We start from the raw sequence: 24851 nt of genomic DNA on the forward strand, positions 1-24851 counted from the left end.
GGGCAGCGGATTCTCAATTTGTAAAATTATTTATTTAATAAAGCCTTTGTTTTTCAACAGCGGTTTAAGATCCGGGTCGTGACCGGTGAAATCCTTGAAGGCTTGGTTCAGGTCTTTGGAGTTTCCGACAGATAAAATGTATTTGCGGAAGCGGTCACCGTTGGCGCGTGTCATTCCGCCGTTTTTGGTAATCCAGTCCCAGGCGTCCGCGTTCAGCATGTCGCTCCACATATAGGCATAATATCCTGCGGAATAGCCGCCACCCCAGATATGAGCAAAGTACGGCGAATGATATCTTGGCGGAACTTCTTTCAGGTTAAAGCCATATTTCGCGAGCGCAGCCTTTTCAAATTCGAGCGTCGGGCGGAATTGCGAAGCGTCTGTCACAGAATGCCAGTTCATGTCAATCGTAGCGGCGGACACCAGCTCCGTGGTAGAATATCCCTGGTTGAAGGCAGCAGCTTTTTTAATCTTTGCCACCAGCGCGGCCGGCATTGGTTTTTTAGTCTGATAATGCAGCGCGTAATTCTTCAATACCTCAGGTTCCAGCGCGAAGAACTCGTTGATCTGCGACGGGAATTCCACAAAATCACGTGGTACGCTGGTACCGGAGATAGAGGCATATTTCTGGTCCGCAAATAAACCGTGCAATGTGTGCCCGAACTCGTGGAACATCGTCTCCACATCATCGTAAGAAATCAGCGAAGGTTTTCCGGCGGCCGGCTTCTGATAATTGAATACATTCACAATCACCGGTTTCTGATTCCGCTGGTAACTCTGATCCACTAAGTTGTTCATCCAGGCGCCACCGTTTTTATTATTGCGGGTAAAGAAGTCCAGATAATACAGCGCCAACGAGCTGCCGTCGCGGTCAAACACTTCATAGGTTACTACATCCGGATGGTATACCGGTAAGTCGGTACGCTTCTTAAAAGTAATTCCGTAGAATTTTTCAGCAGCATAAAAAACACCTTTTTCCAAAACGGTTTCTACCTCAAAATACGGTTTGATTTCGTTCTCATCCAGGTCATATTTCGCTTTGCGTACCTGCTCTGCATAAAAGTTCCAGTCCCACGGCTCCACTGTAAATCCGCCTTTCTGCTTATCAATCAGTGCCTGGATTTCATCCCGCTCGCGCTTGGCAGCTTCTACCGCCGGTTTGGCCAGTTTTGCCAGCAGGTCCATCGCGTGTTCCGGAGTTTGTGCCATCTGGTCCTGCAGCTTCCACTCAGCAAAGGATTTTTTGCCCAGCAAATGCGCCTTTTCCATACGCAGTCTTGCCTGCTTTTCCAGGATGGCGCGGGTATCATCTTCATTGCCTTTCTCGGCACGGTACCAGGAAGCCTTAAAAATTTTCTCGCGTGAGGAACGGTTTTTCAGGCTTTGCAAAACCGGCTGCTGCGTTGTATTTTGCAGCGCAATCAGATATTTCCCCGTCATCCCGGCTTCTTTGGCATCTGCCGCAGCGGCTGCGAGTGCATCAGGGCTTAAGCCATCGAGCTCACGGGCATTATCAAATACGACCGCGCCGTGCTTGCGCGCATCCAGTAATTTATTAGAGAACTGCGTGGAAAGTGTAGCCAGTTCTTCGTTGATCTTTTTCAGCTGTTCCTTTTTCGCCTGCGGCAAATCGGCACCCGCAATTTCAAAGTTGGTTTTATAGACTTCAATCAGCCTTTTCTCTTCATCGCCCAGATTGAGCGGAGAGATCGCTTTGATACGGTTGTATAGCTTTTCGTTCAGATATATTTTATCGCTCAGGCCCGAAAAGATCGGAGCATACGTGACCTCCAGGCTCTGCAGCGTTGGGTTCGTATTGGAACTTGTTAAATTATAAAAAACGCTTTGCGCACGTTTCAGCACTTCGCCGCTGTTTTCCAAAGCGAGAATGGTATTTTCAAAAGTAGGTGCCTCCGGGTTATTTGCGATATACTCAATTTCAGCCAGTTGCACTTTCATGCCATAATCGAAGGCGGGCTTGTAATGCGAATCCTTAATTTTGTCGAACTGTGGCGCCTGGTACTGCAGTGCACTCTTCTGCAGGAACGGGTTATTGGCCATGGAGGCAGGAACGGCTACCTCAACCGGATGATTGGATTTTTTCATAGTGGTACAGGCGGTGGTGAGCGCCAGACTTGAAATTAAAAATACAGAAGCAATATTTCTCATTCGTCAGTTGTTTTAATTAAAGTAAAGATACTACATTTAACTAAAAATAACGACCATGAAAAATACGCTGCTTCTGGGCACAGCTGTGCTTCTTCTGTTTTCCTGCAACATTAAGACCGATATGTCTTTGCTGTCCAACCTGGTGACCAAAACTGCCACCGGCCCGCTGACCACGCGCGAGTACACCATGAATTTCAGCGGCCTGCGCGTTTCTCAGGGAATTGATGCAGAAGTCTTTAAATCCGATGAAAATAAAATCATAATTTCGGCACCGGCAGATATCATCGATGATGTGTTGGCAGAAAAATCCGGCAATTCGGTGCAGATCCGTTTTCGTCCCGGCCTGAATATCTCGGCCCATAATGTGAGTGCTAAAGTCTATACAAAGAATCTCTCCACCGTCGAGGCAAGTTCCTCGGGCAGGATCCGCGTGAAAGATAAATTCACCCAAGAACGCACTGATATTTCAGCTTCCAGTTCAGGGCAGATCTTCGGAGATTTCGAAGCCAATCAGCTTTCTGTCCGTACTTCCAGCTCAGGCAGTTATCAGGGCCAGATCTGGGCATTGAATCTGGAGGCAGCTGCCTCTTCGGCCGGTGCTGTCACCTTAACGGGAAAGACAGGCAGCGCGAAGATGAAAGCTTCTTCTTCGGGCAGCATTAATGCCGGGAAGGTCTTCGCAAAATCTGCTGACTTAAGTGCTTCCAGTGCCGGTGATATCAGCCTTACGGTTTCAAATCGAGTTTCTGCGAGGGCCAGTTCAGGTGGCGATATTCATGTTAATAAGAACGGAGCTTTAACCAAAGCCGATGTTAAGGAAAGCAGCGGAGGCAGTATTTCAATAAAATAAATAATACTTTACCAGCCGCCGGAAGCGCCACCGCCACCGAAACTGCCGCCACCGCCGAAGCCACCAAAGCCGCCACCGCCGAAACTGCCACCACCGCGGCCAAAACCGCCGCCGCCAAAACTGCCGGGGAACGGGAAGAAGCCGCCCGGATACATGGTACGGCCCCGCCGCGAAAGGATCACATCGTCTCCCCTGCCGCCGCCTCCACCGCCGTGGTTACCGAATAAGAAGCGCAGAATCAGCAAGACAAAAACGGCAATAATCAGCAGTTGGAAAGTGCTCAGCCCGTCTTCCGGCCTTTTGTCTTTAACAATAGGTTTAAATTTTCCTTGTACTGCCTCCATGATGGCAGAAGTTCCGCCATTGATGCCGGCGTACCAGTTCCCCTGCCGGAACTGCGGTGTTACAATGTAATCCAGAATCTGGCCTGCCACAGAAGCGGTCAGATACTGTTCCACAGCGCGTCCCTGCTGGATGGACATGGTATGGTCATTAGTGGCGATGAGGAAGACTACACCATTATCTGTTTCTTTCTGGCCAATTCCCCATTCTTCGCCGTACATGGTTGCGAGGAAATTCACGTCCTCTCCTTTCGTGGTGGGAATAATGATAACGGCAATTTCCGTGGACGTAGAATCCGAGAACGCAATCAGTTTATCATCCAGCGCTTTTTTTTCTGAAGCAGTCAAAATGCCCGATTCATCCGTCACCGGATACAGCAATTTGGGTTTAGGCGGTACACGCTGAGCCAGGAAGAAGCCGCAGCTCAGAAACAGCAGTATACAGGTAAATAAAAAATTACGAGAAAGTAATCTCATTCGGTAACTCATTGGGATTGTCCCCGGTAATAGGGAAATGTCTTTTCAGTTCCAGGCCGGTTTCCAGCACTGCTTTTTGCAGCCCCTCGAAATAGCGGCCTTCCGCAAAGTAACGCGTCGTTTGATCATGCAGCCGGTCCCAGAACTGTTGTTGTACTTTAGCATGAATACCTTCATCACCAATAATGGTGAGGTACTGCTGTTCAAAATTAATATGAAACAGCACGGCATTCAATTCGGCCGTTTGGTGCCGGCACAGTTTAGTAAAAACCTCAAAAGCAATTTCCGCATTATTTCCTTCCGTGTGGGAATCAATATGAATCCGGATTTCGCCGGTAGAATAATCTTCTGCCGTCCGAATGGTTTCTACCAGCTGTGCCAGCTGTGAATCGGTCAGGTAAGGTTTCATTATTCCGTGAATACTTCAGGTGCATTTTCTGCGCCGGCGGCTGCCTTGAAGTATGGTTTTTCTTTAAAGTTGGTGAAGTTTGCCAGAATATTGTTCGGGAAGGTTTTAATGGTTGTATTATAATCCTGCGCCGCTTCGTTATAATACACCGTTTCGCTGCGAATGCTGTTTTCAATCGCTGTGTATTCCCGCTGGAAATTCAGGTACTGCTGGTCCGCTTTCAGATTAGGATATTGTTCCACGACGGCCATCAGCCTGCTCAGCGCTCCGGTAAGCTGTCCCTGTGCGGCCTGGAATTTGGCCATATCTTCTTCGGTCATATTGGTTGGATCCAGTGTAATAGAAGTCGCTTTGGAACGCGCCTCCACTACTTTGGTTAAGGTTTCCTGTTCAAACTTGGCATAGGACTTCACTGTACGTTCCAGATTCGGAATCAGGTTTGCGCGCTTTTGATAGACCGTTTCCACGTTGGACCATTTGGTATTAACGGTCTGCTCTTTTCCTACGAAATTACTATATCCGTTCTTTCCCCAGAAAAAAAGTATTACTGCAATTACTACCAGCGCAATCCCTATCGATCCTGCGCTCATACAACCTCTGTTTCTCATCGTTTTATTTATTTTTTTATCGTTTAATAGCTACCCAAATATACAATATATGTGCTAAATTTGTGGAAACTTAAACAAAATGATCACTGCTGTGGTGGCCCTGGGCCGCAACAACGAAATAGGCGCCGGCAATCAAATGCTGTGGCATCTGCCGAAAGATTTGGCACACTTTAAAAATATTACTTCCGGACATCCTGTTATTATGGGTCGCAAAACTTACGAAAGCATCGGAAAACCGCTGCCCAACCGCACCAATATTGTGGTGAGTCGCCGCGAAAACTGGTTCGAGGAGGGAATTCTGATTGTAGGCAGCCTGAAAGAAGCAGTGAAATTTGCGAAGAAGATAGATCCGGAAGTATTCATTATCGGTGGCGGGCATATTTACGAACAAACACTTGACATTACCGATAAGCTGGAGGTAACCCGCGTGGATACCACGATGGAAGCAGATACCTATTTCCCTAAAATAGACCCGAAAGTCTGGGAAATGACGGAAGAACACTGCGAGCAAAAAGATGAGCGCCATGCTTATGACTTCTGTTTTCAGACCTACGTGCGGCGTGAAGCAAAATAACGCGCTGCGCTTTCCTGTACAAATTCTTATCTTTGCACCTCTAAAATTTCAACATGAATAAATACCTGAAATTTATAATTACCGCTCTTATTTTAGCGGCTGCTGTCTACCTGATGATGAACCGCAATATTGGCTGGGGCATTGTGCTGGTATTTGTTTCGGCTTTACCTATTCTCCTTTTCTTTAAAAATGAATATATCCTGCTGGCCTTCTGGTTCCTCAGAAAACAAAATATGGTGAAAGCAGCGCATTGGCTGAGCAAAATCACGAACTATGAAAGCCAGTTGCATAAATCACAATACGGCTACTTCCATTACCTGCAGGGACTGACACTGGCGCAGGACCAGCCGGCCAAAGTAGAACCCTACATGCGCAAAGCACTGGATTTTGGTCTGAATATGAAACATGACCGTGCCATGGCTACTCTGAATATCGCAGCAGGCGCTGTGCAAAAAGGCAAAAGACAGGAAGCCGCAAAATTACTTGAAGAAGCCAAGCGCCTGGACAGTGCCGGAATGATGACCGACCAGATCAAAATGCTGAAAGATCAGTTGAAAATGCCGAGCATGCAAAAGCATATGCACAATCCGCACATGCGCCAACGCGGCAAATTCAGATAAAATATCTTTAATAAAATTCAAAATCCTGTCCGGCAGAACCAGACAGGATTTTTATGTATTTATATGTAAACTTAAGCCTCTGAACTGTTATCTGTTCCGTAGAACTTTGGAATCTGCCACTGATATTTCACCGCCAGGGTCCGGATTATTACTATCAGCAGAATGGTGGAAATTTGTATCAACGCGTAGGACAAAGCAGAATATTTAACCAAAGTTAAAAATAGCCCACCGCCCAGGATACAGGCAGTTGCATAAATCTCCTGCCGGAAAATAAGCGGAATCCGGTTAAGCAGAATATCGCGGCTGATCCCGCCAAAACAACCGGTGATGGTACCCAGTGTAATACAAATCAAGGGATGCAGATCAGCATTCAGTCCTTTTTGCACACCGACAATAGTGAACAGGCCGAGCCCGAAACTGTCGAACAGAAATAAGGTAACCTTAAACTTTTTTTCCACAGACTTGAAGATCATCGCCACGAGCGTTGTCATAAAAATAACCGTACAAATCACCAGGTCGCGCATCCAGAAGACCGGAACATCCAGCAGGACATCCCGTACCGTTCCGCCGCCAACGGCAGTAACAAAGGCTATAATTAAAACCCCGAAAGGATCCAGCCGCTTCTGCATGGCGGCAAAACTTCCCGACATGGCGAAAGCAATCGTTCCCAGGATTTCGATCGCAAGGTTAAAATTCTCGTGTACGTGCATAGCAGATTACGGACGCGGCACACGCACAGCAGGCGGCACCATAATTTCATAATTTCCGTTGAAGGTAATGATTTCCCGGACAATGCTGCTGCTGATAAATGATTTACCGGAGGAGGTCAGCAGGAAAATCGTTTCCACTTTCTGTTCTTTGGTGAGTTCACGATTGGTCTGGGCAATGGCTTTTTCAAATTCAAAGTCAGCCGGATTGCGGAGGCCACGCAGGATAAAACGCACATTTTTGCTGCGGCAGTAATCCACCGTCAGCCCTTTGAAATGATCGACTTCAATATTCGGAAAGTTCGCAAATGTTTCACGGATAAACTGCATGCGCTGCTCCAGCGAGAACATATATTTCTTCTGCGAATTCTGGCCAATGGCGATAATAATTTTGTCAAACAGCGGATAAGCACGCTCCACAATATCAAAATGTCCTAAGGTAATAGGATCAAAAGACCCCGGAAAAACGGCTATTCTCATAAATTTTTATTCAGGGCTTTTTCTACCTCGTTACCACAGAGTTCCTCGAGCGCCATTCCGTAATGCGCTGCCTGTTGCGGTAAAATGGACGCCGGCGAAAAACCGGGATTGGTGTTCATTTCCAGCATGTACGGAATGCCATTGGTTATAATAAATTCACTACGAGAAAAACCGCTCATTCCCAAAGCGACATACGCGCGCCTCGCAATTTCCTCTACTTTCATCCTTGTATCTTCATCTAATCTTGCGGGTGTAATCTCTTCCGATGCGCCTTCGTACTTCGCTTCATAATCGAAAAACTCATTGTGCGGTACAATTTCAGTAATACCGAGCACCAAAGCTTCGTTTTTATAATCCACCACGCCGACAGAAACTTCGGTGCCGTCCAGATACTGCTCAATCAGCACTTCCTGGTCTTCAGCAAAAGCCAATTTGAGTGCAGCATCGAACTCCGCAGCTTCCTTTACTTTTGAAATCCCAAGCGAAGAGCCGGACTGATTGGGTTTAATGAACAACGGCAAACCCAGTTCCGCGATAATTTCCTCTTGATTAATTTGCTCACCCTCGCGTACATAAAAGCTTTTCGCCGACGGAATGCCATATTTAGAAAGTACCGCCAGCGTATCTTTTTTATTAAAAGTTAAAGCACTCTGATAGAAATCGCAGCCGGTATATTTTTGTCCGATGGTATTCCAATACGCCTGCATTTCTCCGTTCTCGCCCGGCTTCCCGTGAATGATATTGAAACAGACATCAAAAGTTACTTTAAAACCACTGCTCAGCGTTACCGAAAAATCAGCTTTATCCACCGGCAGATGATTTCCGCGGTCATCGATAAAATACCAATCCTTCTTCAGGATAACTACTTTGTACACATTGTACAGATCACGGTTCAGCGAACTGAAGATGAGCTCACCGCTTTTCAGCGACACTTTATACTCCTCTGAATAGCCGCCCATGACGACGGCAACGTTTTTCTTTTTCATGCAGTGGAAATCTTGCGGGCAAAATTACATAAATACTTTTACAGAAAATGGCCTATCCACACAAGTTTATGTGAACGTACCTCATAACAAAAGAAGATTCAAATCATGGCCGCTAATTTTTAATTGCTGTTTTAAAAATGTAATTTTGACGCCTATGAAAAGATGGTATCTCTACCCCTTTTCTCTCGTGTATCATCTGGTAACTGCAGTGCGCAACACCTTGTATTCATGGGGGATCTATTCTTCAACAGGTTTTAAAATTCCGGTAATTAATGTCGGAAACCTTTCGGTTGGCGGCAGCGGAAAATCACCGATGGTGATGTATCTCGCCGAGCTCCTTTCCAGGCAGTACAGAACCGGTGTACTCTCCCGCGGCTACGGACGGCTGACCAAGGGTTACCATATTACCAATTACGACAGCAATTACAAAACGGTGGGCGATGAAGCCATGCAGCTGTTTGAACGTTTCAAAAACCGCTTCGTTATTGGTGTGTCCGAAAAAAGAGTACCCGGCGCGCGAAAAATGATTGATGACATGGATTTAGGTGTCCTGCTGCTGGACGATGCCTACCAGCACCGCGCCATTAAACCGGGTTTCCAGATCCTGATGACGGATTACAGTGATCCTTATTTTAAGGATTACCTTCTGCCGGCGGGTAACCTGCGCGAAAGCCGGAATGGTGCCAGGCGTGCCGACATTATCATGGTTTCCAAATGCCCGCCGGAACTAACGGCTGAGCAAAAACAATATTATATTTCACGGATTAAGCCGACAGAAAATCAGCATGTTTTCTTCTCAGGAATCGGATATGATGAAAACCTCTACAGCCGCGATAAAATACTGCCGGACAATAATCTTTCCTACTACGATGTATTGCTGGTGACCGGTATCGCTAATCCCAAACCGTTGCTTCAGCATCTGGACCGTTTCAGCAAGAAAGTAAAACACCTGAAGTTCCGGGACCATCATAATTTCACGGACGAGGATATTCGCCAGATTATGGCTGAATACAAAAAGCTGGGCGAATACCGTATTCTTTTAACTACTGAAAAAGATTATGTGCGGCTTAAGACTTTCGATGCATTGCGCGACCTGGTATACTACTGGCCGATCCACGTTAATATTGATAAGCAGGAAGCATTTAACCAAATCATTTTAGACTATGTTGGACAGAATCAAAGAAACCGCCGCGTTTATTCAAGATAAAATTAACGACACGCCGGAGTTTGCTATTATCCTGGGTTCCGGCTTGGGGAATTTAAAAGATGAGGTGGCGCCCATTTGTACTTTAGAATATTCCGAAATACCGAATTTTCCGCAAACAACCGTTGCGGGACACGGTGGCAAACTCATTTATGGCACGCTGGAAGGCAGAAAGGTCTTGCTGATGAGCGGGCGTTTTCACTATTATGAAGGCCATGATATCCAGACGGTAGTCTTCCCGGTGCGCGTTTTCCATCAGCTTGGAATTAAGAACATGATTGTTTCCAATGCCTGCGGCGGCGTGCATCCTGATTTCCAGGTCGCGGATGTGATGCTGATTAACGATCACATCAACATGATGCCGGAACATCCGTTGCGCGGCAAGAACATGGATGAGCTCGGACCGCGGTTTGTGGATATGAGTGAACCTTATAATAAAAAGATGTTGCAAACAGCACTAAAGGTGGCGGAAGCTGAAAATATCAAAGTGCATCAGGGTTGTTATGTGGCTTTGCAGGGTCCTACTTTTGAAACGCCGGCAGAGTACGGAATGATTCGCGCAATTGGCGGTGATGCCGTGGGCATGAGTACGGTGCCGGAAGTGATTGTGGCAAAACATCAGGGAATGGAATGTTTCGGCTTATCGATTATCACCGATTTGGGCGGACCGGATATCGCGCTGGAAGTTTCTCATGAAGAAGTATTGCAGGCGGCGAAAAAAGCAATGCCAAATGTAATCGCCATTGTGAAAGGCCTGGTCCGGAATTATCACGGGTAACTTTTACTTTCAAATCAAAAAGCGCATCGGACGGTGTGCTTTTCTCTTGTTATAAACATTGAGCTGCCGGAGATAGCAGAATTTTTTTGAAACGTATAAGCTGATAGTTTTGAAAAAATTTTGGCTTAATTAATTTAAGTGATAATTCGCTGGATATCAATTGCTGCACCTGCATTTTCTCTGTTTTAAAAACTGATATTAGCAGTCTGCAAAAAATTAAAACCTGTACTTTTGCAGTATGGAAACGGTTCGGAAAATTATCCATGTGGATATGGATGCCTTCTATGCTTCGGTGGAACAGCGTGACCATCCCGAACTTCGCGGAAAAGCGCTCGCAGTGGGTGGTGGCCAGCACGGAGTTGTTGCCGCCGCCAGTTATGAAGCCCGGAAATTTGGCGTTCGCTCGGCCATGCCCGGCAGAATTGCTCAGCAAAAATGCCCGCATCTGATTGTGGTTAAACCCCGTTTTCAGCGGTACAAGGAAATATCTGCCCAAATCCGGCAAATCTTTTACGAGTTCACTGACCTGGTAGAACCTTTATCCTTAGATGAAGCCTACCTTGATGTTACCGAAAATAAGAAAGACATCGATTCAGCGCAGGAAATCGCCAGACAAATCCGCCGCCGCATTTTCGAGGAAACCGGCCTGACCGCCTCGGCCGGCATTTCAGTTAATAAATTCCTGGCAAAAGTAGCCTCCGATTACCGCAAACCCAACGGTCAGAAAACCATTCATCCGAGCCAGATTCTGGAGTTTATGGAAGCACTGCCGATTGAGAAATTTTACGGCATCGGAAAAGTGACAGCCAACCGGATGCACGAGCTGAAAATATTCACCGGAAAGGAATTAAAGGAAAGATCACTCGAAGAACTGATACATCACTTTGGGAAGTCGGGTCATTATTATTATCAAGTGGTACGCGGCATTCACAAAAGCGAGGTACGGCCGCACCGTACGCCCAAAAGCGTGGCGGTGGAAGAAACCTTCTGGGAGAATCTGGCGGATGAAGAAGCGGTTTTTGCACAGCTGGAACTATTAAGCACCCAACTGGAAGAACGCTTGCGAAAAAAAGAAATTTTGGGAAAATCACTCACCTTAAAAATCCGGTACCGTGACTTCAGCATGTGTACCCGGAGCACAACTACGGAAACTTATTTCGGTAACAGCGGCCAACTGCTTGCAACGGCAAAAAGACTGTGGGAGTTGCGGCCATATGACCGGCCTGTCCGGCTGCTGGGCTTATCGCTTTCCAACCTCAACACCCAGGAAAAGAAGCAGGTCAGCGTGCAGCTCACCTTACCTTTCGAAGAAGAAACCTATGAATAAATAAAAACGCAGCATCCGGATGAATGCTGCGTTTGTTCTGTAATTAAATAATCACTTTTTCAAAATTTTTTGGGCAGTATCGTCAGTTCCGTCAATTGATTCGGAGATATTTAAGTTAAGAATATCGGCAACGATGGGATACACTTCCACATTTGGGAAATCAGTAATCACCGTTCCGGTTTTAAAGGCCGGACCGTTGGCGATGAAAACTGATTTCATTTCGGTAACTTCAAACGGATTATAACCATGCTTGCCAAGCGAAGTGCTGCGCCCGGCTTCCAAAAAGATTTTGGGCGCTTTCGGCATCAGGATAATATCGCCGATGCGCCCGTAGCGGTCATCAGCTTTTGAAAAGTGCAGCGGCCCGGGGAACTGGTCAGCCAGAAAAACGAGATAATCTTCTGTTTTATTTTCATCAAGTTCCCGATAAACCGCGCGAACCTCAGCCGAATTTTTCACGAAGATGCGCAGCAACGTATTAGAGTTGTAGTAATCAAAACGATTTTTATCCGTTAGCATTTGTGGAATTTCAATGGTTTCCTCGCGGTCGACTTTAATCATTCCGTGATCTGCCACAAATATAATATTCACAGGCAGGCCGGTTTCCTTCACTTTTGAAACCAGTCGGCCTACGGTCTCATCAATCATGTGTACCGCAGCTTCCGTTTCGGGGCTATCCGGTCCGAAGCGGTGGCCGTTGCTGTCAACTTCGGGGAAATAGAGCGTAATAAAATGCGGACGGAACTCTTCAGGCAAATGAAGCCAGTTGAGGACTTTTTCCACTTTTTCCGCGGGCGTAAACTTTTCATGATACGGATAATAATACGTTGGCCGCGTGCCTGCTGCATCACTTGCGGACCCAACCCACATCATCGAAGCGGAAATCATTCCCTGCTGCTCAGCCAGGCTCCAGAGCGGAACGCCGCCATACCAGGAGCCATCTTCCACAATTTGCTTATCGTTCATCTTGTATTGCTGCTGTCGCTTGTAGTCATAAAAAAAGTTGTCGATCAGCCCGTGATGCGCGGGGTATAAACCGGTGATAATGCTCCAGTGATTAGGAAATGTGATGGAAGGATAACTCGGGACCATCGCGGTGGCAGTGACGCCGCTGCTGGCAAGTTGATGCAGGTGCGTTGCATTATACTTTCGGATATAATCATTCCGGAAGCCATCCGCTGAAATCAAAATCACGTAAGGCTTTTCGGCGGTGACGGCTGCATTTTTGCGATCGGGCGTTATGATTTGAGCCGTGTCCGACTGTGCGAATGCACATCCAAAGAAGAATAACAGAAGTAAGGTTGCGGTGTTTTTCATAGATGCAAAAATACTATTAATTAAGCTTAACAAAAATTCCCGGCACTTGGAAGGGCCGGGAACTTATTGCAATTTTTTCAAGAAGTCAACTCTTCCAGAAAACGCATCGTTTCAGTGCGTAAATCTTCGAGCGTTCCGTTATTATAGATGATATAATCTGCCAGCTTGATTTTATCTTTTTCCGGCATTTGTTTGAGCATCACGGCTTCCACTTCGCGGTACGTTTTCTCGTCGCGGTCCATGACACGCTTCAGGCGACAGTTGTCATCTGCTGTAACCAGGAGTGATTTGTAGCAGCTTTCATTTAATTTAAGTTCAAAGAGCAACGCAGTTTCCTTAAACACAAACGGAGTTTCCTGCCGTATTACCCAACTTTCGAAATCACGGCGCACCGCCGGATGAATTAAGCCGTTCAGTTGAAGCAACTGCTCTTCATCACTAAAAATGCGTTCCGCCACATATTTGCGGTCGTACACGCCTAAATGGTTGTAGGCATCCGGACCCAGCAATTCTGAAATCCGAATGCGGAGATCCGCGCTTTCGTTCACAATTTCTTTGGCGCGCAGATCCGAAGAATATACCGGAAAACCTGCCTCTTCTATATATTGCGAAACGGTGCTTTTTCCGGAACCGATCCCGCCGGTAATACCAATAATTTTTGTACTCGCCCTGGGTTCGGGCTCATCATTATTCATAATTTTATATTTACTTAGCTTTTTTTAATGTTAATAACCGAACACTTCGTTCATGCTGAAGGTTTCATCCAGCCGCACGCCTTTTTCGGTCATTTTGAGGCTGGCCAGTTCGTGATGTGCATCATGCTCGAAAAAGAGCAAATACTCATTATCTACGCACTGCTTCAAAAATCTCGCCTTTTCCTCCAGTGTTAAAAGGGGTCGCGTATCATATCCCATAACGTAGACCTGTGGAATATGCCCGACAGTCGGAATCAGGTCTGCCGCGAACACCACCGTTTTATCCTGATATTGCAGTACCGGCAGCATTTGCTTCTCGGTGTGGCCGTCCACAAAAATCACGTCCATCTTTAAATCCGGTGCAAAACCATAATTTCCATTCTGCGGCGTGGGCAAAAAATTCAGCTGGCCACTTTCCTGAATAGGAAGAATGTTTTCCGGCAGGAAACTGGCTTTCTCGCGGGCATTGGGTTCTGTGGCCCATTTCCAGTGCGCTTCATTAGACCAGAAATGTGCATTTTTAAAGGCTGGCTGATATCCGGTACGGTCTGCATTCCATTTAATAGCGCCGCCGCAATGATCAAAATGAAGGTGCGTCAGGAAGACATCTGTGATATCATCGCGCACAAAGCCATATTTCTTCAGACTTTTATCAATACTGTCATCGCCCCAAAGGGAATAATGACCAAAAAACTTTTCATTTTGTTTGTCACCGAGACCGGTATCAATAAGAATAAGTTTTTTACCGTCTTCAACGAGCAGGGAGCGGGTGCCCAGTTCAATGAGGTTTCTTTCATCTGCCGGATTGGTTCTTTCCCAGAGGGACTTCGGCACTACGCCAAACATCGCTCCGCCATCCAGTTTAAATTTTCCGCATTGTATTGGGTATAATTTCATAAGGTCTTGTTTTTATACTGAAATTTCTTTGCAATTCTTTGATAGTCTAAAGCTATAAAAATAACGATAGATATAAAAACGCAAATGTCTGTCATTCTTATAATATTGAACTGCCGGTCAATTTCAGTTTAATTTGCAAAGGTCGCAAATTTTGTCTTTATAAAAATGTTAAATAAAGCTTTCAATAAATTGAAAGAATTTATCAAGTTTTGAGTGTTAATTATGATTTGTCATTAGCGCGAAGAACGCAAAGATTTAAGCTGTATGAGATCAGAAATTTGAATGCTAGGCCGCTTCGCTCAGCAATGGAAAAAACAGATGAGTAACTATGCGCACAGAATCATTATTCTCCTTAGCGTTCTTAGTGAAGACAAATTGATTAAAATGATTTAAAACAACTCATCCGGTTTCTTTGGTGCAGAAATATTCAGGTGGCGATAGGCTTTGTCAGTCACTTCTCTACCTCTTGGTGTCCGGATGATAAATCCTTCCTGTATCAGAAATGGTTCATACACCTCCTCCAACGTTTCCGGGTTTTCACCAATCGATGTCGCCAGCGCAGCAATGCCAACCGGCCGGCCGCGGAAGTTTTCTATCATGACGCGCATGATGCGGTTGTCCATATCATCCAAACCAAACTCATCCACATTCAGTGAGTTCAGTGCAAATTTTGTAATATTAATTTCGATATCGCCGTTACCTTTGATCTCCGCGAAATCACGCACGCGGCGCAATAAAGCATTGGCAATCCGGGGCGTACCGCGGCTTCTTCTGGCAATTTCCAAGGCAGCGTCTTCAGTGATTTTCACTCCCAGTACGCGTGCGCTGCGCTCGATAATCATGCCCAGCAGTTCCACGGTGTAATATTCCAACCGAGACTGTATTCCAAATCGGGCCAGCATCGGCTTGGTGAGCATGCCACTACGCGTGGTAGCGCCAATAAGCGTAAAAGGATTCAAACCGATTTGCACACTGCGTGCATTCGGTCCGGTTTCCAGCATAATGTCAATTTTATAATCCTCCATGGCGGAATATAAATACTCCTCGACCACGGGTGACAGGCGATGGATTTCATCGATGAAAAGCACATCATTCTCTTCCAGATTCGTCAGCAGTCCGGCGAGACTGCCCGGTTTGTCCAGGACAGGCCCGGAGGTAATTTTGCAGTTTACTCCAAGTTCATTCGCGATAATGTTGGCCAGCGTAGTTTTTCCCAGGCCCGGCGGGCCATGCAGTAACACATGATCCAGTGCGGCACCGCGGTTTTTCGCGGCGGCAACGAACACTTCGAGGTTATCCAAAGTCTTGCGCTGACCGGCAAAGTCGCCAAAACTCTGCGGCCGGATACGCCGTTCCAGGCTCAGGTCCTCCTCGGAATAATTATCTTTATCTGCGTGCAGAAAGTCGGTCATTTTCAGTCGTGAATTAACTTCAAAGATACGAATTTGGCGACAGATTAACATAATGCTGCAAGGTAGCTTCTGCCCCGAACTGGCTTATTTTTTTTTAAATTTGGACTGCAGACAAATAAGTACTGCATGAGTTTATGATAAAGATAACAGGACCATTCACACAATTGGTTACCTTGAGTGGTTTACCCCTGCGCGGAAAAATTAATGATGAACAAATCGAAGTTATTCCCAGCGGTGGCCTCGCGATAAAGGATGGAAAGATTTATAAAACAGCCACCTATGCAGAACTGCAGCAAGAATTTCCTGACGCAGAAATTGATTTGATTGAAGAAGAAATGATTTGCGTGCCGGCGTTTACAGATGCACATACGCATATTTGTTTCGGAGGGAGCCGCGCGACCGATTTTGCCATGCGCAATGCCGGTAAGACCTACCTCGAGATTGCGGAAAAAGGTGGCGGAATCTGGAGTTCCGTACAGCATACCCGGGAAGCTTCCGCGGACGAATTGCTCCAAAAAACCCTCCAGCGTATTGAAAGTTTGTTGGAACTCGGGATTACAACCATTGAAATAAAATCAGGATACGGCCTTAATGTCGAGCATGAGCTGAAAATGCTGCGTGTGATTAAAAAAGCACAAGAGCAAACCTGCGCCACACTGATTCCAACCTGTTTAGCGGCACACTTAAAACCAAAAGACTTTGAGGGTGGAAATGAAGCTTACCTTACCTATATTCTGAAAGAAATTTTGCCGGCTGTCCGGGAAGAAAAACTGGCAGAGCGCGTGGATATCTTTATTGAAAAATCTGCATTTCAGCCGGAGGAAAGCCGTAACTTTTTATTAAAAGCAAAAGAAATGGGTTTCCAGCTCACCGTGCATGCAGACCAATTCACACCAGGCAGTTCAAGAATTGCGGTGGAAACCGGTGCACATTCCGCTGATCATCTGGAAGCGACTGTTGAAGAGGACCTGCAGTTCCTGGCGCAATCTGATACCGTGGCCACAGCCTTGCCCGGCGCGAGTCTTGGGCTGGGGGAAAAATTCGCGCCCGCGCGTAAAATTCTTGATGCGGGCGGAATACTCGCTATTGCTTCAGACTGGAATCCCGGGTCCGCACCGATGGGAAATCTGATTACGCAGGCAAGCATTCTGGCCACCTTTGAGAAACTTACAACAGCTGAAGTACTGGCCGGCATCACGTTCCGGGCGGCACATGCGCTCAATCTCGATGACCGCGGGAAACTGGAAACCGGGCAAAAAGCTGATTTTGTGCTTTACAGAACCAATAACTTCCACGATATTCTGTATCATCAGGGAAGCCTGACACCAGCAGCAGTGTATTGTGACGGAAATAAACTTACGTTTTAAAAAGTTCTTTTTAGTTACAAAACAAAAAAAAGCTGGTTTCGTCAGTTTACCAAAGTCGTTAATCGTTTTTGAAAACCACGCTAAAAAACGTACCTTTTAACCCAAAATTATTAGCATAATGAGCAATTTAGATATGTGGGAAGTTTTCATTCAAACCAAACCCGGGCTTTCCCATAAACATGCCGGCACTGTGCAGGCTGCCACCGCCGAAATGGCTTTACAAAGCGCACGCGATGTGTACACCCGCCGCATGGAAGGAACTTCCATCTGGGTGGTTCCCAGCAAATATATGGTGACTTCTGAAGGTGTTGATAAAGAAGCCTTCTTCGATCCGGCTGAAAGCAAACTGTACCGTCACCCTACTTTTTATGAAATTCCAAACGACGTAAAGAATATGTAGGTTGCAAATTGTACTATGTATAATGTACACCGTATAATGACTTTGCAGGACGTACAGCCGTCACCTTTTAAAAATTGAGATTATATGAATCCCTTATATCATTATTTACTGAAACTGGCAGATGACACCCTGATTATGGGTCAGCGGCTGGGCGAACTTTGCGGCCAGGGCCCGTATCTGGAGGAAGATATTGCGCTAACGAATATTGCCCTGGATTACCTTGGTCAGTCGAACAATCTTTTTAAATATGCCGCGCAGGTACAGGATCTCGGGAAAACCGAAGATGACCTGGCCTTTCTTCGTCTGGAAAAAGAATACCTGAACTGCCAGCTCACGGAATTGCCCAACGGTGATTATGCGCAGACTTTGCTTAAAGTCTATTTCTTTTCAGCCTATCAGAAGGTGTTGTACGAAGCGTTGCTTTCCAGCTCAGATGAAACGCTGGCCGCCATCGCGGAAAAATCTTTAAAAGAAGTAAAGTATCACTGTACCCATACGGCTACCTGGATTAAAATGTTTGCTGGCGGCACGCCCGAGAGTCAGGAACGCCTGCACAACGCAGTAGACCTTTTGTGGGAATACACAGCCGGAATGTTTGCTGAAACGCCGGGCGAGCATGAACTGGTACAACTGGATATTGTTCCGGCCGAGAGCGAAATCCACACCGCGTGGAAAACTGCCGTAGAAAAGGATTTTGCAGAGTTTGGAATCTCTATCCCGGAAAGCACCTTTATGCAAAAAGGTTCGCGCACCGGTTATCATACAGAATATTTCGGGTATATTTTATGTGAACTGCAATACATGCAGCGCACCTACCCAAACTGTGCCTGGTAAGCCGGGACACCACGAATAACTGCTTCGATAAAACCAATGGAAAATCTTCTTGATTTACTCGCTCAGATTCCCGATCCGGAAATTCCGGTGATTAATATTGTGGAACTCGGTATCGTGCGCGAGGCGCAGCGTACATCGGAAACCACGGCGGAAGTCGTCATTACGCCGACTTATTCTGCCTGCCCGGCCATGTTCAACATTGAAGAGGATATCATGAAGCTTTTTCGTGAACACGGCCTGGAAGCAAAGGTGACCACGCGCATTGCGCCCGTCTGGACTACCGACTGGATTACCGATGAAGCCCGCGAGAAACTTCGCGCTTACGGAATCACACCACCAGAAAAAGGCGCAGACCAGGACCACCTGGATGTACCGAAAAAATGTCCGCGCTGCGGCTCCGAAAACACCACGCAAATCAGCCGCTTCGGGTCAACCCTTTGCAAAGCCAGCTACCAGTGCAATGACTGCCTGGAACCTTTTGATTATTTTAAATGCCATTAAACTGAGTTGTTTTACCAAACCCTTTATCTCATCACTAAACACAAATCCGCCTGATATGACTTATACCCAACTGCAGATCGAGACCGCACTTGATGGCAAAATACAGATTGCCTATCTGAATGACGAAAAAACATACAACAGCTTAAATAAAGTGCTGCTCCAGGAACTGCGCGAGTTCGTGTATGCCGGCAGCCGAAATCCTGATGTTCGCTGTCTCGCTATTTCCGGGCGTGGAAAAGCTTTTTGCAGCGGTCAGAACCTGAAAGATGCCATGTCTTTCAATGACCCGGAAGAGGACAGAATTATTCAGCGCATTGTCATTGATTACTATAACCCCTTGGTAAAAGAGATTGCGGCTTGCAGAAAGCCGGTTATCTCATTAGTCAATGGGCCGGCGGTTGGTGCGGGTGCCATGCTGGCGCTGATTTGTGATATCTGCCTGGCGACGGAAGCTTCTTATTTCTCTCAGGCTTTCGTAAATATTGGCTTGATTCCGGATACCGGCGGCACATATTGGCTGCCAAAGTTACTGGGCCGTCAGCAGGCAAATTACCTGACATTTACCGGTAAAAAACTTTCTGCCACAGAAGCGAAAAATATGGGTCTGATCGCTGATGTTTTTCCAAATGAAGCCTTCGCTGAGTCCGCGATGCAGGTATTGACACAGATCTCGGCACTTCCGACAAAAGCTATAGCACTGACTAAAAAAGCATTTAATGAATCCTACGGAAACTCGCTTAGCCAGCAACTCGACCTGGAAGGCATTCTGCAACAGGAGGCAGCGGAGTCCGAAGATTTCCGCGAAGGAATTGGTGCCTTCCTGGAGAAACGGGCACCGGAATACAAGGGAAAATAGAGTACCATTTGGAAATCTTATAATGTGGGTAATGTGCGGATTTGAGAATATGGTAATTTAAAGATGTTGATAAACTGTTATGAGAAACCACAGAGAGAATGTTGGTGTCAAAAAAACTTTCGACTGTGCGCTTGGTATTGTTTAATTCTAGGAGCAGCTGTTCCCTCAAAAACGGTTCTCGCTCGTTAATCAGATATTTAAATCAGCAACCTCAACCGGAGCAAATCTTCAAAACAGTCACACTATCAAATTAACTCATTTTCAAATCATCAAATTAACCCATTTTTAAATTAAATAAATGAACATAGGAATCATCGGCTCCGGCACCATGGGAATAGGCATTGCGCAGGTCGCTGCCACTTCCGGTTGCGAAGTCTTTATATATGACACCAATACAGCGCAAACTCAAAAAGCAATTGCCGGACTGGAAAAAGTGCTGACCCGCCTGGTGGAAAAACAAAAAATCAGCGACGATAAAAAGACCGATATCCTGTCGAAAATTCAGGCCTGTCCTGATTTGCAGGCATTCGGTGCGTGCGACTTAGTAATCGAAGCCATTATTGAAAACAAGGAAATTAAAAGCCAGACGTTTGAAAATCTGGAAGCGGTCGTCCGCGAGGACTGTATTATCGGCACCAACACCTCCTCTATTTCCATTACCTCCTTGTCCGCAGGCTTAAAACATCCGGAGCGTTTTGTGGGCATTCATTTCTTTAATCCGGCCCCGCTGATGCCGCTGGTGGAAATTATTCCGGGACTTTTAACGGATCAACAGTTGCCACAAAAACTTTATGAACTGATGCAATCGTGGGGAAAAACGCCTGTGATCGCGAAGGATGTTCCCGGCTTTATTGTGAACCGGATTGCCCGTCCGTTTTATGGTGAAGCACTGCGTCTTGCGGAAGAAAATATTGCCACACCGGAACAGATTGATGAGGCGATGCGCAGCCTGGGAAATTTTAAAATGGGACCGTTTGAACTGATGGACCTCATCGGCATTGATGTGAATTTTGCGGTCACCAAAACCGTGTATGCCGATTATTTTTATGACCCTAAATACAAACCCAGCCTTCTGCAACAGCGAATGAGCGAAGCACGTTTGCTGGGGAGAAAAACCGGACGCGGATTTTATGATTATGCGGACGGCGCGGAAAAACCGCAGCCAGAAACAAATCAGGAATTATACCAGGAAATTTTCATGCGAATTATTTCCATGCTCATTAATGAAGCCGTGGAAGCCAAGCGCCTGGGCATCGCCAATGACGAGGATCTGGAGTTGGCCATGCAGAAAGGCGTGAATTATCCGAAAGGTCTTTTGCAGTGGGGATATGACCTGGGATATGACAAAATTTCTGAGACACTTACAAAACTTCACAACGAATATCAGGAAGAGCGCTACCGCCAAAGCCCGCTGCTCGCGAGAATGTAATTAAATGTAGCATTGTAAAAAAACCCAGATTTTCAAATTAACTTATCTTCAAATTAAAATATGACACCGCTCGAAACCGCCCAATATATGCTCAGTCAGGATTTCTTTTCCCAGTGGATGGACATTGAACTGCTGAATGTTCGCGAGAAATACTGCAAAATCCAAATGCCGGTTAAAAACGATATGATTAACGGGCTGAAAACTGTGCACGGCGGGATTACTTTTGCTTTGGCAGATTCGGCGCTGGCTTTTTCGAGCAATAATACCAATGAAGCAGCCGTGGCGCTGACCTGCACGATTAACTTTTGCAAAGCAGTGCGGGCAGGCGAAATCTTAACTGCAGAAAGTATCCTGGTGGCTGATACGCGCAAAACCGCCGTGTATGATATCACCGTTCGAAATCAGGAAGAAGTGCTCATCGCTTCATTCCGCGGAACTGTTTATAAGATTGGAAGGAAAGTGACTGATCTGTAAACGTTTTTTACGCTAAAATTCCATAACAAAACAAGACTTCGGAATCATTTCCGGAGTTTTTTTGTTTTATATGTAACAAAAGCTGCATCTTCATTGTCTTACTATCAGAACCCGGCGTATGACTCAGCAAACTTTTAAAGAAACGGTATTTTGTCTCAAGGATGAGATGTATCGCTTTGCGAAAAGATTTGTGCTGAGCAGCGATGAAGCGCAGGATATTGTGCAGGATCTGATGCTGAAATTCTGGCAGAAAAAAGAAGAACTGAGTCAGCTTACCAGCCTGAAATCCTACGTGCTGAGGGCAGTAAAAAATGAATGCCTGAACCGGTTGAAACATCACGATATAAAACTGGGGTTTGCCAGTCTTCATAAAAGCCAGTCACATCATTATTACACAGAAGCCAACAATCTTCGCGAGCATATTCTGGGCTTCATCAATCAGCTTCCCGAAAAGCAGCGGGCGGTTATCCATCTGAAAGATGTGGAAGAAATGGACGTGCCGGAGATTTCTGCGATTTTGGATATGGAAGCCAATGCCGTACGTAGCAACCTGATGCGTGCACGGCAAAAAGTGAAACTGCAGATTGAGCAGCTCATGCATTTTGAGAATCGTGCCGTGGAGCATATGTAATTTAAATTTTATGCAATGAAAAAGTCAGACACACTATATAAAGAAACGCTTGCCAGTCTCAAAGAAGAACAGATGAACTGGGACTTTGATGACTTTCTGAATACAACTGAAAAAGAAACACCATTAGTTCCGGTAACACCAAAGAAAAAACCGACCTGGCTTTGGGCAGCCGCCGGGATTGTATTGTTAATTTCATTTGGACTTTATATTTCAATAGAAAAACAGCCGGATGCTTCACACAAAGACACTCTAGTACAACAGGAAATTCTGAAAAATAAAGAACAGTTTTTCCGGGAAAACAGATTGGCTTTGCAAACAGCGGACACAGCCGTTGTGCGCCGGGACAGTATTCAGGCCGACTCCACCATGACGGCAGAGGAAGTGAATACTGACCGGATCATGGATCAGATTCTGCCGCGCCGCGGACGTATCCGTAAGGAATCAAAACCGCGCTATGCGCATCTAAACAATAAAGAAAATAACAGCAATCAGCCCGGATATCAGGCCGGTTATGTTATCATCAACGGGCAAAAAGTAGAAAACGAGCAGGAAGCGATCGATCTTGCAAAATTTTCTATCAGAATTTTATCGGATAAAGTGGCGAAAACGGTAGCCCACACTGCTGCAATATCTGATTTTGATAACGACTAATTTTACTACCATGAAAAAGCTATTTATAATACTAACCCTCGTGTTTTCGCAATTCTTCCAGCTGAGTGCACAAAAAGAAAAACTCAACCAGATTTTTGATAAATACCAGGAAACAGAAGGCGTTACCTCTATTAAGATCGCCAAACCCATGTTTAGCATGCTGAGCAACCTCAACATTGCGGACGCGGAACTGAACCAGATTAAACCGCTGCTGACGAAAATTAACGGAATTAAAATCCTGGTCATTGAAAAACCGGAAAACAAAACGAGTTCTGCACTGCAAACCAGCCTGGTTCCTAAAATCCAATCCGACATCACCGCAGCATTAAAGGATCTGAATTACGATGAACTGATGACGGTCAACAGCAAGGAAAACAAAATAAAATTCCTGTCCGGTGAAGCTAAAAACGGAATTTTAAATGATCTTTTACTCAGCATCAATGCCGATGATAACACAGTTCTGATGATGCTAGATGGCCAAATCTCTGTGAACGATGTTAATAAACTTGTGAACCAGGAACAGGTAACGGCCAACTCAAAAACAAAGGAACCAGCTGGCACGCGCGGCGAGGTTATTACCCAAGTCCGGAATGTCGGGCCTTTTGCCGGCATCAGTGCTTCTTCGGGAATCAAGGTAAACTTTACCCAGGGAAACCGGCAAACTGTGGTGGTGGAAGCCGATGGTGATCTGCAGCAATATGTGCAGACGGAAGTAAAGGATGGTATTCTGATGCTTGGCATCAGGAAAGCCAATAATAAAAATTTGAAGTTCAAGAAACTGCAGGTCACCATAGAGGCACCGCATCTAAAAAGTGTGGACTTATCCTCCGGAGCGCAGTTTTACACTGCTAACGAGGTCAGCGAAACGGATTTTACCGGCAACATTAGCTCGGGTGCTAATTTTAATGCGGATTTAAACATCAGCAACCATTCAAAGGTGAGTACAACTTCGGGGTCCAGTTCCCGGGTTAATATTAAAACAAAGTCCCTTGATATTACCAGTACCAGCGGCGCGTCTTTAACCCTGACCGGGAAAGCATCATCTGCCAGCTTCGACATTTCCAGTGCTTCATCCGTAAATGCTCAGGATCTGCAAGCGCAGTCGCTCACGGCGGAGGCCTCTTCCGGTGCTTCCCTGAAAATACATGCCACACAAAATCTGAAAGCCAACGCTGGTTCCGGTGCCAGCATCCGCTACCGCGCAGCAAACCTGAGTAAAAATGACATCCGCCAGACCAGCGGTGGTTCTGTGAAATCATTTTAATCTTCCGCTATGAAAAAAGTTATCGTTCTCCTAACGCTTGTACTGGTGTTTGCGCTGCAATCCTGCATGATATCCCGCCAGCCGAAGATGGAATATTTTAAAGAAAACCGGGATGCCTATCCTACTGCTGACTTTGTAACCATTAAAGTTCCGATGCTGGTGGCCCGGGCAATCGCACGGCAGGCACTCCGCGATGAAGGATTTAGTTATGCTGAGGCTAAAAATATAACGAGCAAAATCACGGGTGTCCGCGTCATGGCCGTTAATAACGCGAGCACGCAAATGAACCGGGACTTTAATAACTATCTCTCCGCACGTCAGTTCGAAGAGTGGATGACAATTAAAAAAGATACGGAAACCATCACCATTCAGGCGAGACAGGAAAACGAAAAGGTTCGCAAAATGTTCCTGACGGTGCGCAGTGAAGACAAGACAGTTTACATAGATGTCAGTGGTAAATTTACAGCGGATGATATTTCGGAGATGATTAATCTGTCCGAAAGAAACAGTGTTAAGTTTAAAATAAACTAAATACTGTATCACCCTATAAGGTCGTACTGATTAAATTTTCGTTAATAAAACTGCATTCTTTT

Annotated in this window: 28 protein-coding genes; 17 read left to right on the forward strand and 11 right to left on the reverse strand. The window is 45.9% G+C overall.

The window, feature by feature from the left end; translation table 11 throughout:
• Positions 1 to 30: 30 nt before the first annotated feature.
• Complete coding sequence (locus MVI27_RS09100) at positions 31 to 2169, reverse strand: M3 family metallopeptidase (RefSeq protein ID WP_246961084.1); 2139 nt, start codon at positions 2167 to 2169, stop codon at positions 31 to 33.
• A gap of 55 nt (positions 2170 to 2224) precedes the next feature.
• Here MVI27_RS09100 and MVI27_RS09105 point away from each other — a divergent pair, with 55 nt between their 5' ends.
• Positions 2225 to 3019 (forward strand): head GIN domain-containing protein, encoded by a 795-nt coding sequence (locus MVI27_RS09105; RefSeq protein ID WP_246961087.1) that lies wholly within the window; start codon positions 2225 to 2227, stop codon positions 3017 to 3019.
• 8 nt (positions 3020 to 3027) lie between these two features.
• Here the strand turns inward: MVI27_RS09105 and MVI27_RS09110 are convergent, their stop codons facing one another.
• Genes MVI27_RS09110 through MVI27_RS09120 form a run of 3 tightly spaced genes read right to left on the reverse strand, consistent with a single transcriptional unit; the run spans position 3028 to position 4854 of the window.
• On the reverse strand, positions 3028 to 3837 hold the full coding sequence (locus MVI27_RS09110) for a TPM domain-containing protein (RefSeq protein WP_246961090.1): 810 nt from the start codon (positions 3835 to 3837) through the stop codon (positions 3028 to 3030).
• On the reverse strand, positions 3818 to 4249 hold the full coding sequence (locus MVI27_RS09115; protein ID WP_246961419.1) for a TPM domain-containing protein: 432 nt from the start codon (positions 4247 to 4249) through the stop codon (positions 3818 to 3820). The genes MVI27_RS09110 and MVI27_RS09115 overlap by 20 nt, the downstream gene beginning before the upstream one ends.
• Positions 4246 to 4854, reverse strand: a complete 609-nt coding sequence (locus MVI27_RS09120) for a LemA family protein (protein WP_246961092.1) — start codon at positions 4852 to 4854, stop codon at positions 4246 to 4248. Before MVI27_RS09120 ends, MVI27_RS09115 begins: the two co-directional genes overlap by 4 nt.
• 79 nt (positions 4855 to 4933) lie before the next feature.
• On the opposite strand from MVI27_RS09120, the gene MVI27_RS09125 reads away from it, so the two are divergent.
• Both MVI27_RS09125 and MVI27_RS09130 read left to right on the forward strand, forming a co-directional pair.
• Positions 4934 to 5428, forward strand: coding sequence for a dihydrofolate reductase (locus MVI27_RS09125; RefSeq protein ID WP_246961094.1), 495 nt, complete (start codon positions 4934 to 4936; stop codon positions 5426 to 5428).
• A gap of 53 nt (positions 5429 to 5481) precedes the next feature.
• The gene (locus MVI27_RS09130; RefSeq protein WP_246961097.1) at positions 5482 to 6048 is read left to right on the forward strand and encodes a DUF2892 domain-containing protein; all 567 of its coding nucleotides are present in this window, start codon (positions 5482 to 5484) and stop codon (positions 6046 to 6048) included.
• A 71-nt stretch (positions 6049 to 6119) separates the two neighbouring features.
• Here the strand turns inward: MVI27_RS09130 and MVI27_RS09135 are convergent, their stop codons facing one another.
• The 3 genes from MVI27_RS09135 to MVI27_RS09145 are packed head-to-tail and all read right to left on the reverse strand — an operon-like array spanning position 6120 to position 8221.
• A complete protein-coding gene (locus MVI27_RS09135) occupies positions 6120 to 6758 on the reverse strand; it encodes a trimeric intracellular cation channel family protein (protein ID WP_246961100.1) in 639 nt (212 codons plus the stop codon).
• 6 nt (positions 6759 to 6764) lie between these two features.
• A complete protein-coding gene (gene coaD / locus MVI27_RS09140) occupies positions 6765 to 7235 on the reverse strand; it encodes a pantetheine-phosphate adenylyltransferase (protein WP_246961103.1) in 471 nt (156 codons plus the stop codon).
• Positions 7232 to 8221: a D-alanine--D-alanine ligase gene (locus tag MVI27_RS09145; RefSeq protein WP_246961106.1), complete on the reverse strand. Its 990-nt coding sequence runs from the start codon at positions 8219 to 8221 to the stop codon at positions 7232 to 7234. Before MVI27_RS09145 ends, coaD begins: the two co-directional genes overlap by 4 nt.
• Positions 8222 to 8375: 154 nt before the next feature.
• On the opposite strand from MVI27_RS09145, the gene lpxK reads away from it, so the two are divergent.
• From lpxK to dinB, 3 genes are all read left to right on the forward strand, one after another.
• The gene (gene lpxK, locus MVI27_RS09150) at positions 8376 to 9428 is read left to right on the forward strand and encodes a tetraacyldisaccharide 4'-kinase (protein WP_246961109.1); all 1053 of its coding nucleotides are present in this window, start codon (positions 8376 to 8378) and stop codon (positions 9426 to 9428) included.
• Positions 9385 to 10203, forward strand: coding sequence for a purine-nucleoside phosphorylase (locus tag MVI27_RS09155; RefSeq protein ID WP_246961113.1), 819 nt, complete (start codon positions 9385 to 9387; stop codon positions 10201 to 10203). Before lpxK ends, MVI27_RS09155 begins: the two co-directional genes overlap by 44 nt.
• A 238-nt stretch (positions 10204 to 10441) precedes the next feature.
• Positions 10442 to 11530, forward strand: coding sequence for a DNA polymerase IV (dinB, locus tag MVI27_RS09160; protein WP_246961116.1), 1089 nt, complete (start codon positions 10442 to 10444; stop codon positions 11528 to 11530).
• 51 nt (positions 11531 to 11581) lie between these two features.
• Here dinB and MVI27_RS09165 read toward each other — a convergent pair whose 3' ends face one another.
• The 4 genes from MVI27_RS09165 to ruvB all read right to left on the reverse strand — a co-directional run bounded on the left by MVI27_RS09165 (position 11582) and on the right by ruvB (position 15851).
• A complete protein-coding gene (locus MVI27_RS09165) occupies positions 11582 to 12847 on the reverse strand; it encodes an alkaline phosphatase family protein (RefSeq protein ID WP_246961118.1) in 1266 nt (421 codons plus the stop codon).
• Positions 12848 to 12924: 77 nt separating this feature from the next.
• Positions 12925 to 13542: a dephospho-CoA kinase gene (coaE, locus tag MVI27_RS09170; protein ID WP_246961120.1), complete on the reverse strand. Its 618-nt coding sequence runs from the start codon at positions 13540 to 13542 to the stop codon at positions 12925 to 12927.
• A gap of 30 nt (positions 13543 to 13572) precedes the next feature.
• Positions 13573 to 14439: an MBL fold metallo-hydrolase gene (locus MVI27_RS09175; protein WP_246961122.1), complete on the reverse strand. Its 867-nt coding sequence runs from the start codon at positions 14437 to 14439 to the stop codon at positions 13573 to 13575.
• Between the two features lie 389 nt (positions 14440 to 14828).
• Positions 14829 to 15851, reverse strand: a complete 1023-nt coding sequence (gene ruvB / locus MVI27_RS09180; protein ID WP_246961124.1) for a Holliday junction branch migration DNA helicase RuvB — start codon at positions 15849 to 15851, stop codon at positions 14829 to 14831.
• Between the two features lie 137 nt (positions 15852 to 15988).
• Here ruvB and hutI point away from each other — a divergent pair, with 137 nt between their 5' ends.
• The 11 genes from hutI to MVI27_RS09235 all read left to right on the forward strand — a co-directional run bounded on the left by hutI (position 15989) and on the right by MVI27_RS09235 (position 24789).
• Positions 15989 to 17218: an imidazolonepropionase gene (gene hutI / locus MVI27_RS09185; protein ID WP_246961421.1), complete on the forward strand. Its 1230-nt coding sequence runs from the start codon at positions 15989 to 15991 to the stop codon at positions 17216 to 17218.
• Positions 17219 to 17336: 118 nt separating this feature from the next.
• Positions 17337 to 17618: a 1,2-phenylacetyl-CoA epoxidase subunit PaaB gene (gene paaB / locus MVI27_RS09190; RefSeq protein WP_246961126.1), complete on the forward strand. Its 282-nt coding sequence runs from the start codon at positions 17337 to 17339 to the stop codon at positions 17616 to 17618.
• Positions 17619 to 17702: 84 nt separating this feature from the next.
• Positions 17703 to 18452 carry a 1,2-phenylacetyl-CoA epoxidase subunit PaaC gene (paaC, locus tag MVI27_RS09195; protein ID WP_246961128.1) on the forward strand — a complete coding sequence of 250 codons (750 nt, stop codon included), beginning with the start codon at positions 17703 to 17705 and terminating at the stop codon, positions 18450 to 18452.
• A 36-nt stretch (positions 18453 to 18488) separates the two neighbouring features.
• Positions 18489 to 18953 carry a 1,2-phenylacetyl-CoA epoxidase subunit PaaD gene (gene paaD, locus MVI27_RS09200; protein WP_246961129.1) on the forward strand — a complete coding sequence of 155 codons (465 nt, stop codon included), beginning with the start codon at positions 18489 to 18491 and terminating at the stop codon, positions 18951 to 18953.
• A 55-nt stretch (positions 18954 to 19008) separates the two neighbouring features.
• Positions 19009 to 19809: an enoyl-CoA hydratase/isomerase family protein gene (locus MVI27_RS09205; RefSeq protein ID WP_246961132.1), complete on the forward strand. Its 801-nt coding sequence runs from the start codon at positions 19009 to 19011 to the stop codon at positions 19807 to 19809.
• 298 nt (positions 19810 to 20107) lie between these two features.
• Entirely contained in the window at positions 20108 to 21238 is a 1131-nt protein-coding gene (locus MVI27_RS09210; RefSeq protein WP_246961136.1) for a 3-hydroxyacyl-CoA dehydrogenase NAD-binding domain-containing protein, read from the forward strand.
• Positions 21239 to 21298: 60 nt separating this feature from the next.
• Positions 21299 to 21712 carry a hotdog fold thioesterase gene (locus tag MVI27_RS09215; RefSeq protein WP_246961139.1) on the forward strand — a complete coding sequence of 138 codons (414 nt, stop codon included), beginning with the start codon at positions 21299 to 21301 and terminating at the stop codon, positions 21710 to 21712.
• A gap of 118 nt (positions 21713 to 21830) precedes the next feature.
• Positions 21831 to 22343 (forward strand): RNA polymerase sigma factor, encoded by a 513-nt coding sequence (locus MVI27_RS09220; protein ID WP_246961141.1) that lies wholly within the window; start codon positions 21831 to 21833, stop codon positions 22341 to 22343.
• Between the two features lie 15 nt (positions 22344 to 22358).
• Positions 22359 to 22994, forward strand: a complete 636-nt coding sequence (locus tag MVI27_RS09225) for a hypothetical protein (protein ID WP_246961144.1) — start codon at positions 22359 to 22361, stop codon at positions 22992 to 22994.
• A gap of 10 nt (positions 22995 to 23004) precedes the next feature.
• On the forward strand, positions 23005 to 24258 hold the full coding sequence (locus MVI27_RS09230; RefSeq protein ID WP_246961147.1) for a DUF4252 domain-containing protein: 1254 nt from the start codon (positions 23005 to 23007) through the stop codon (positions 24256 to 24258).
• A gap of 9 nt (positions 24259 to 24267) precedes the next feature.
• Positions 24268 to 24789: a DUF4252 domain-containing protein gene (locus tag MVI27_RS09235; RefSeq protein ID WP_246961151.1), complete on the forward strand. Its 522-nt coding sequence runs from the start codon at positions 24268 to 24270 to the stop codon at positions 24787 to 24789.
• The last annotated feature ends 62 nt before the right edge of the window (positions 24790 to 24851 follow it).

It is taken from the genome of Chryseobacterium salipaludis (assembly GCF_022968825.1).
Taxonomy (GTDB): Bacteria; Bacteroidota; Bacteroidia; order Flavobacteriales; family Weeksellaceae; genus Kaistella; species Kaistella salipaludis.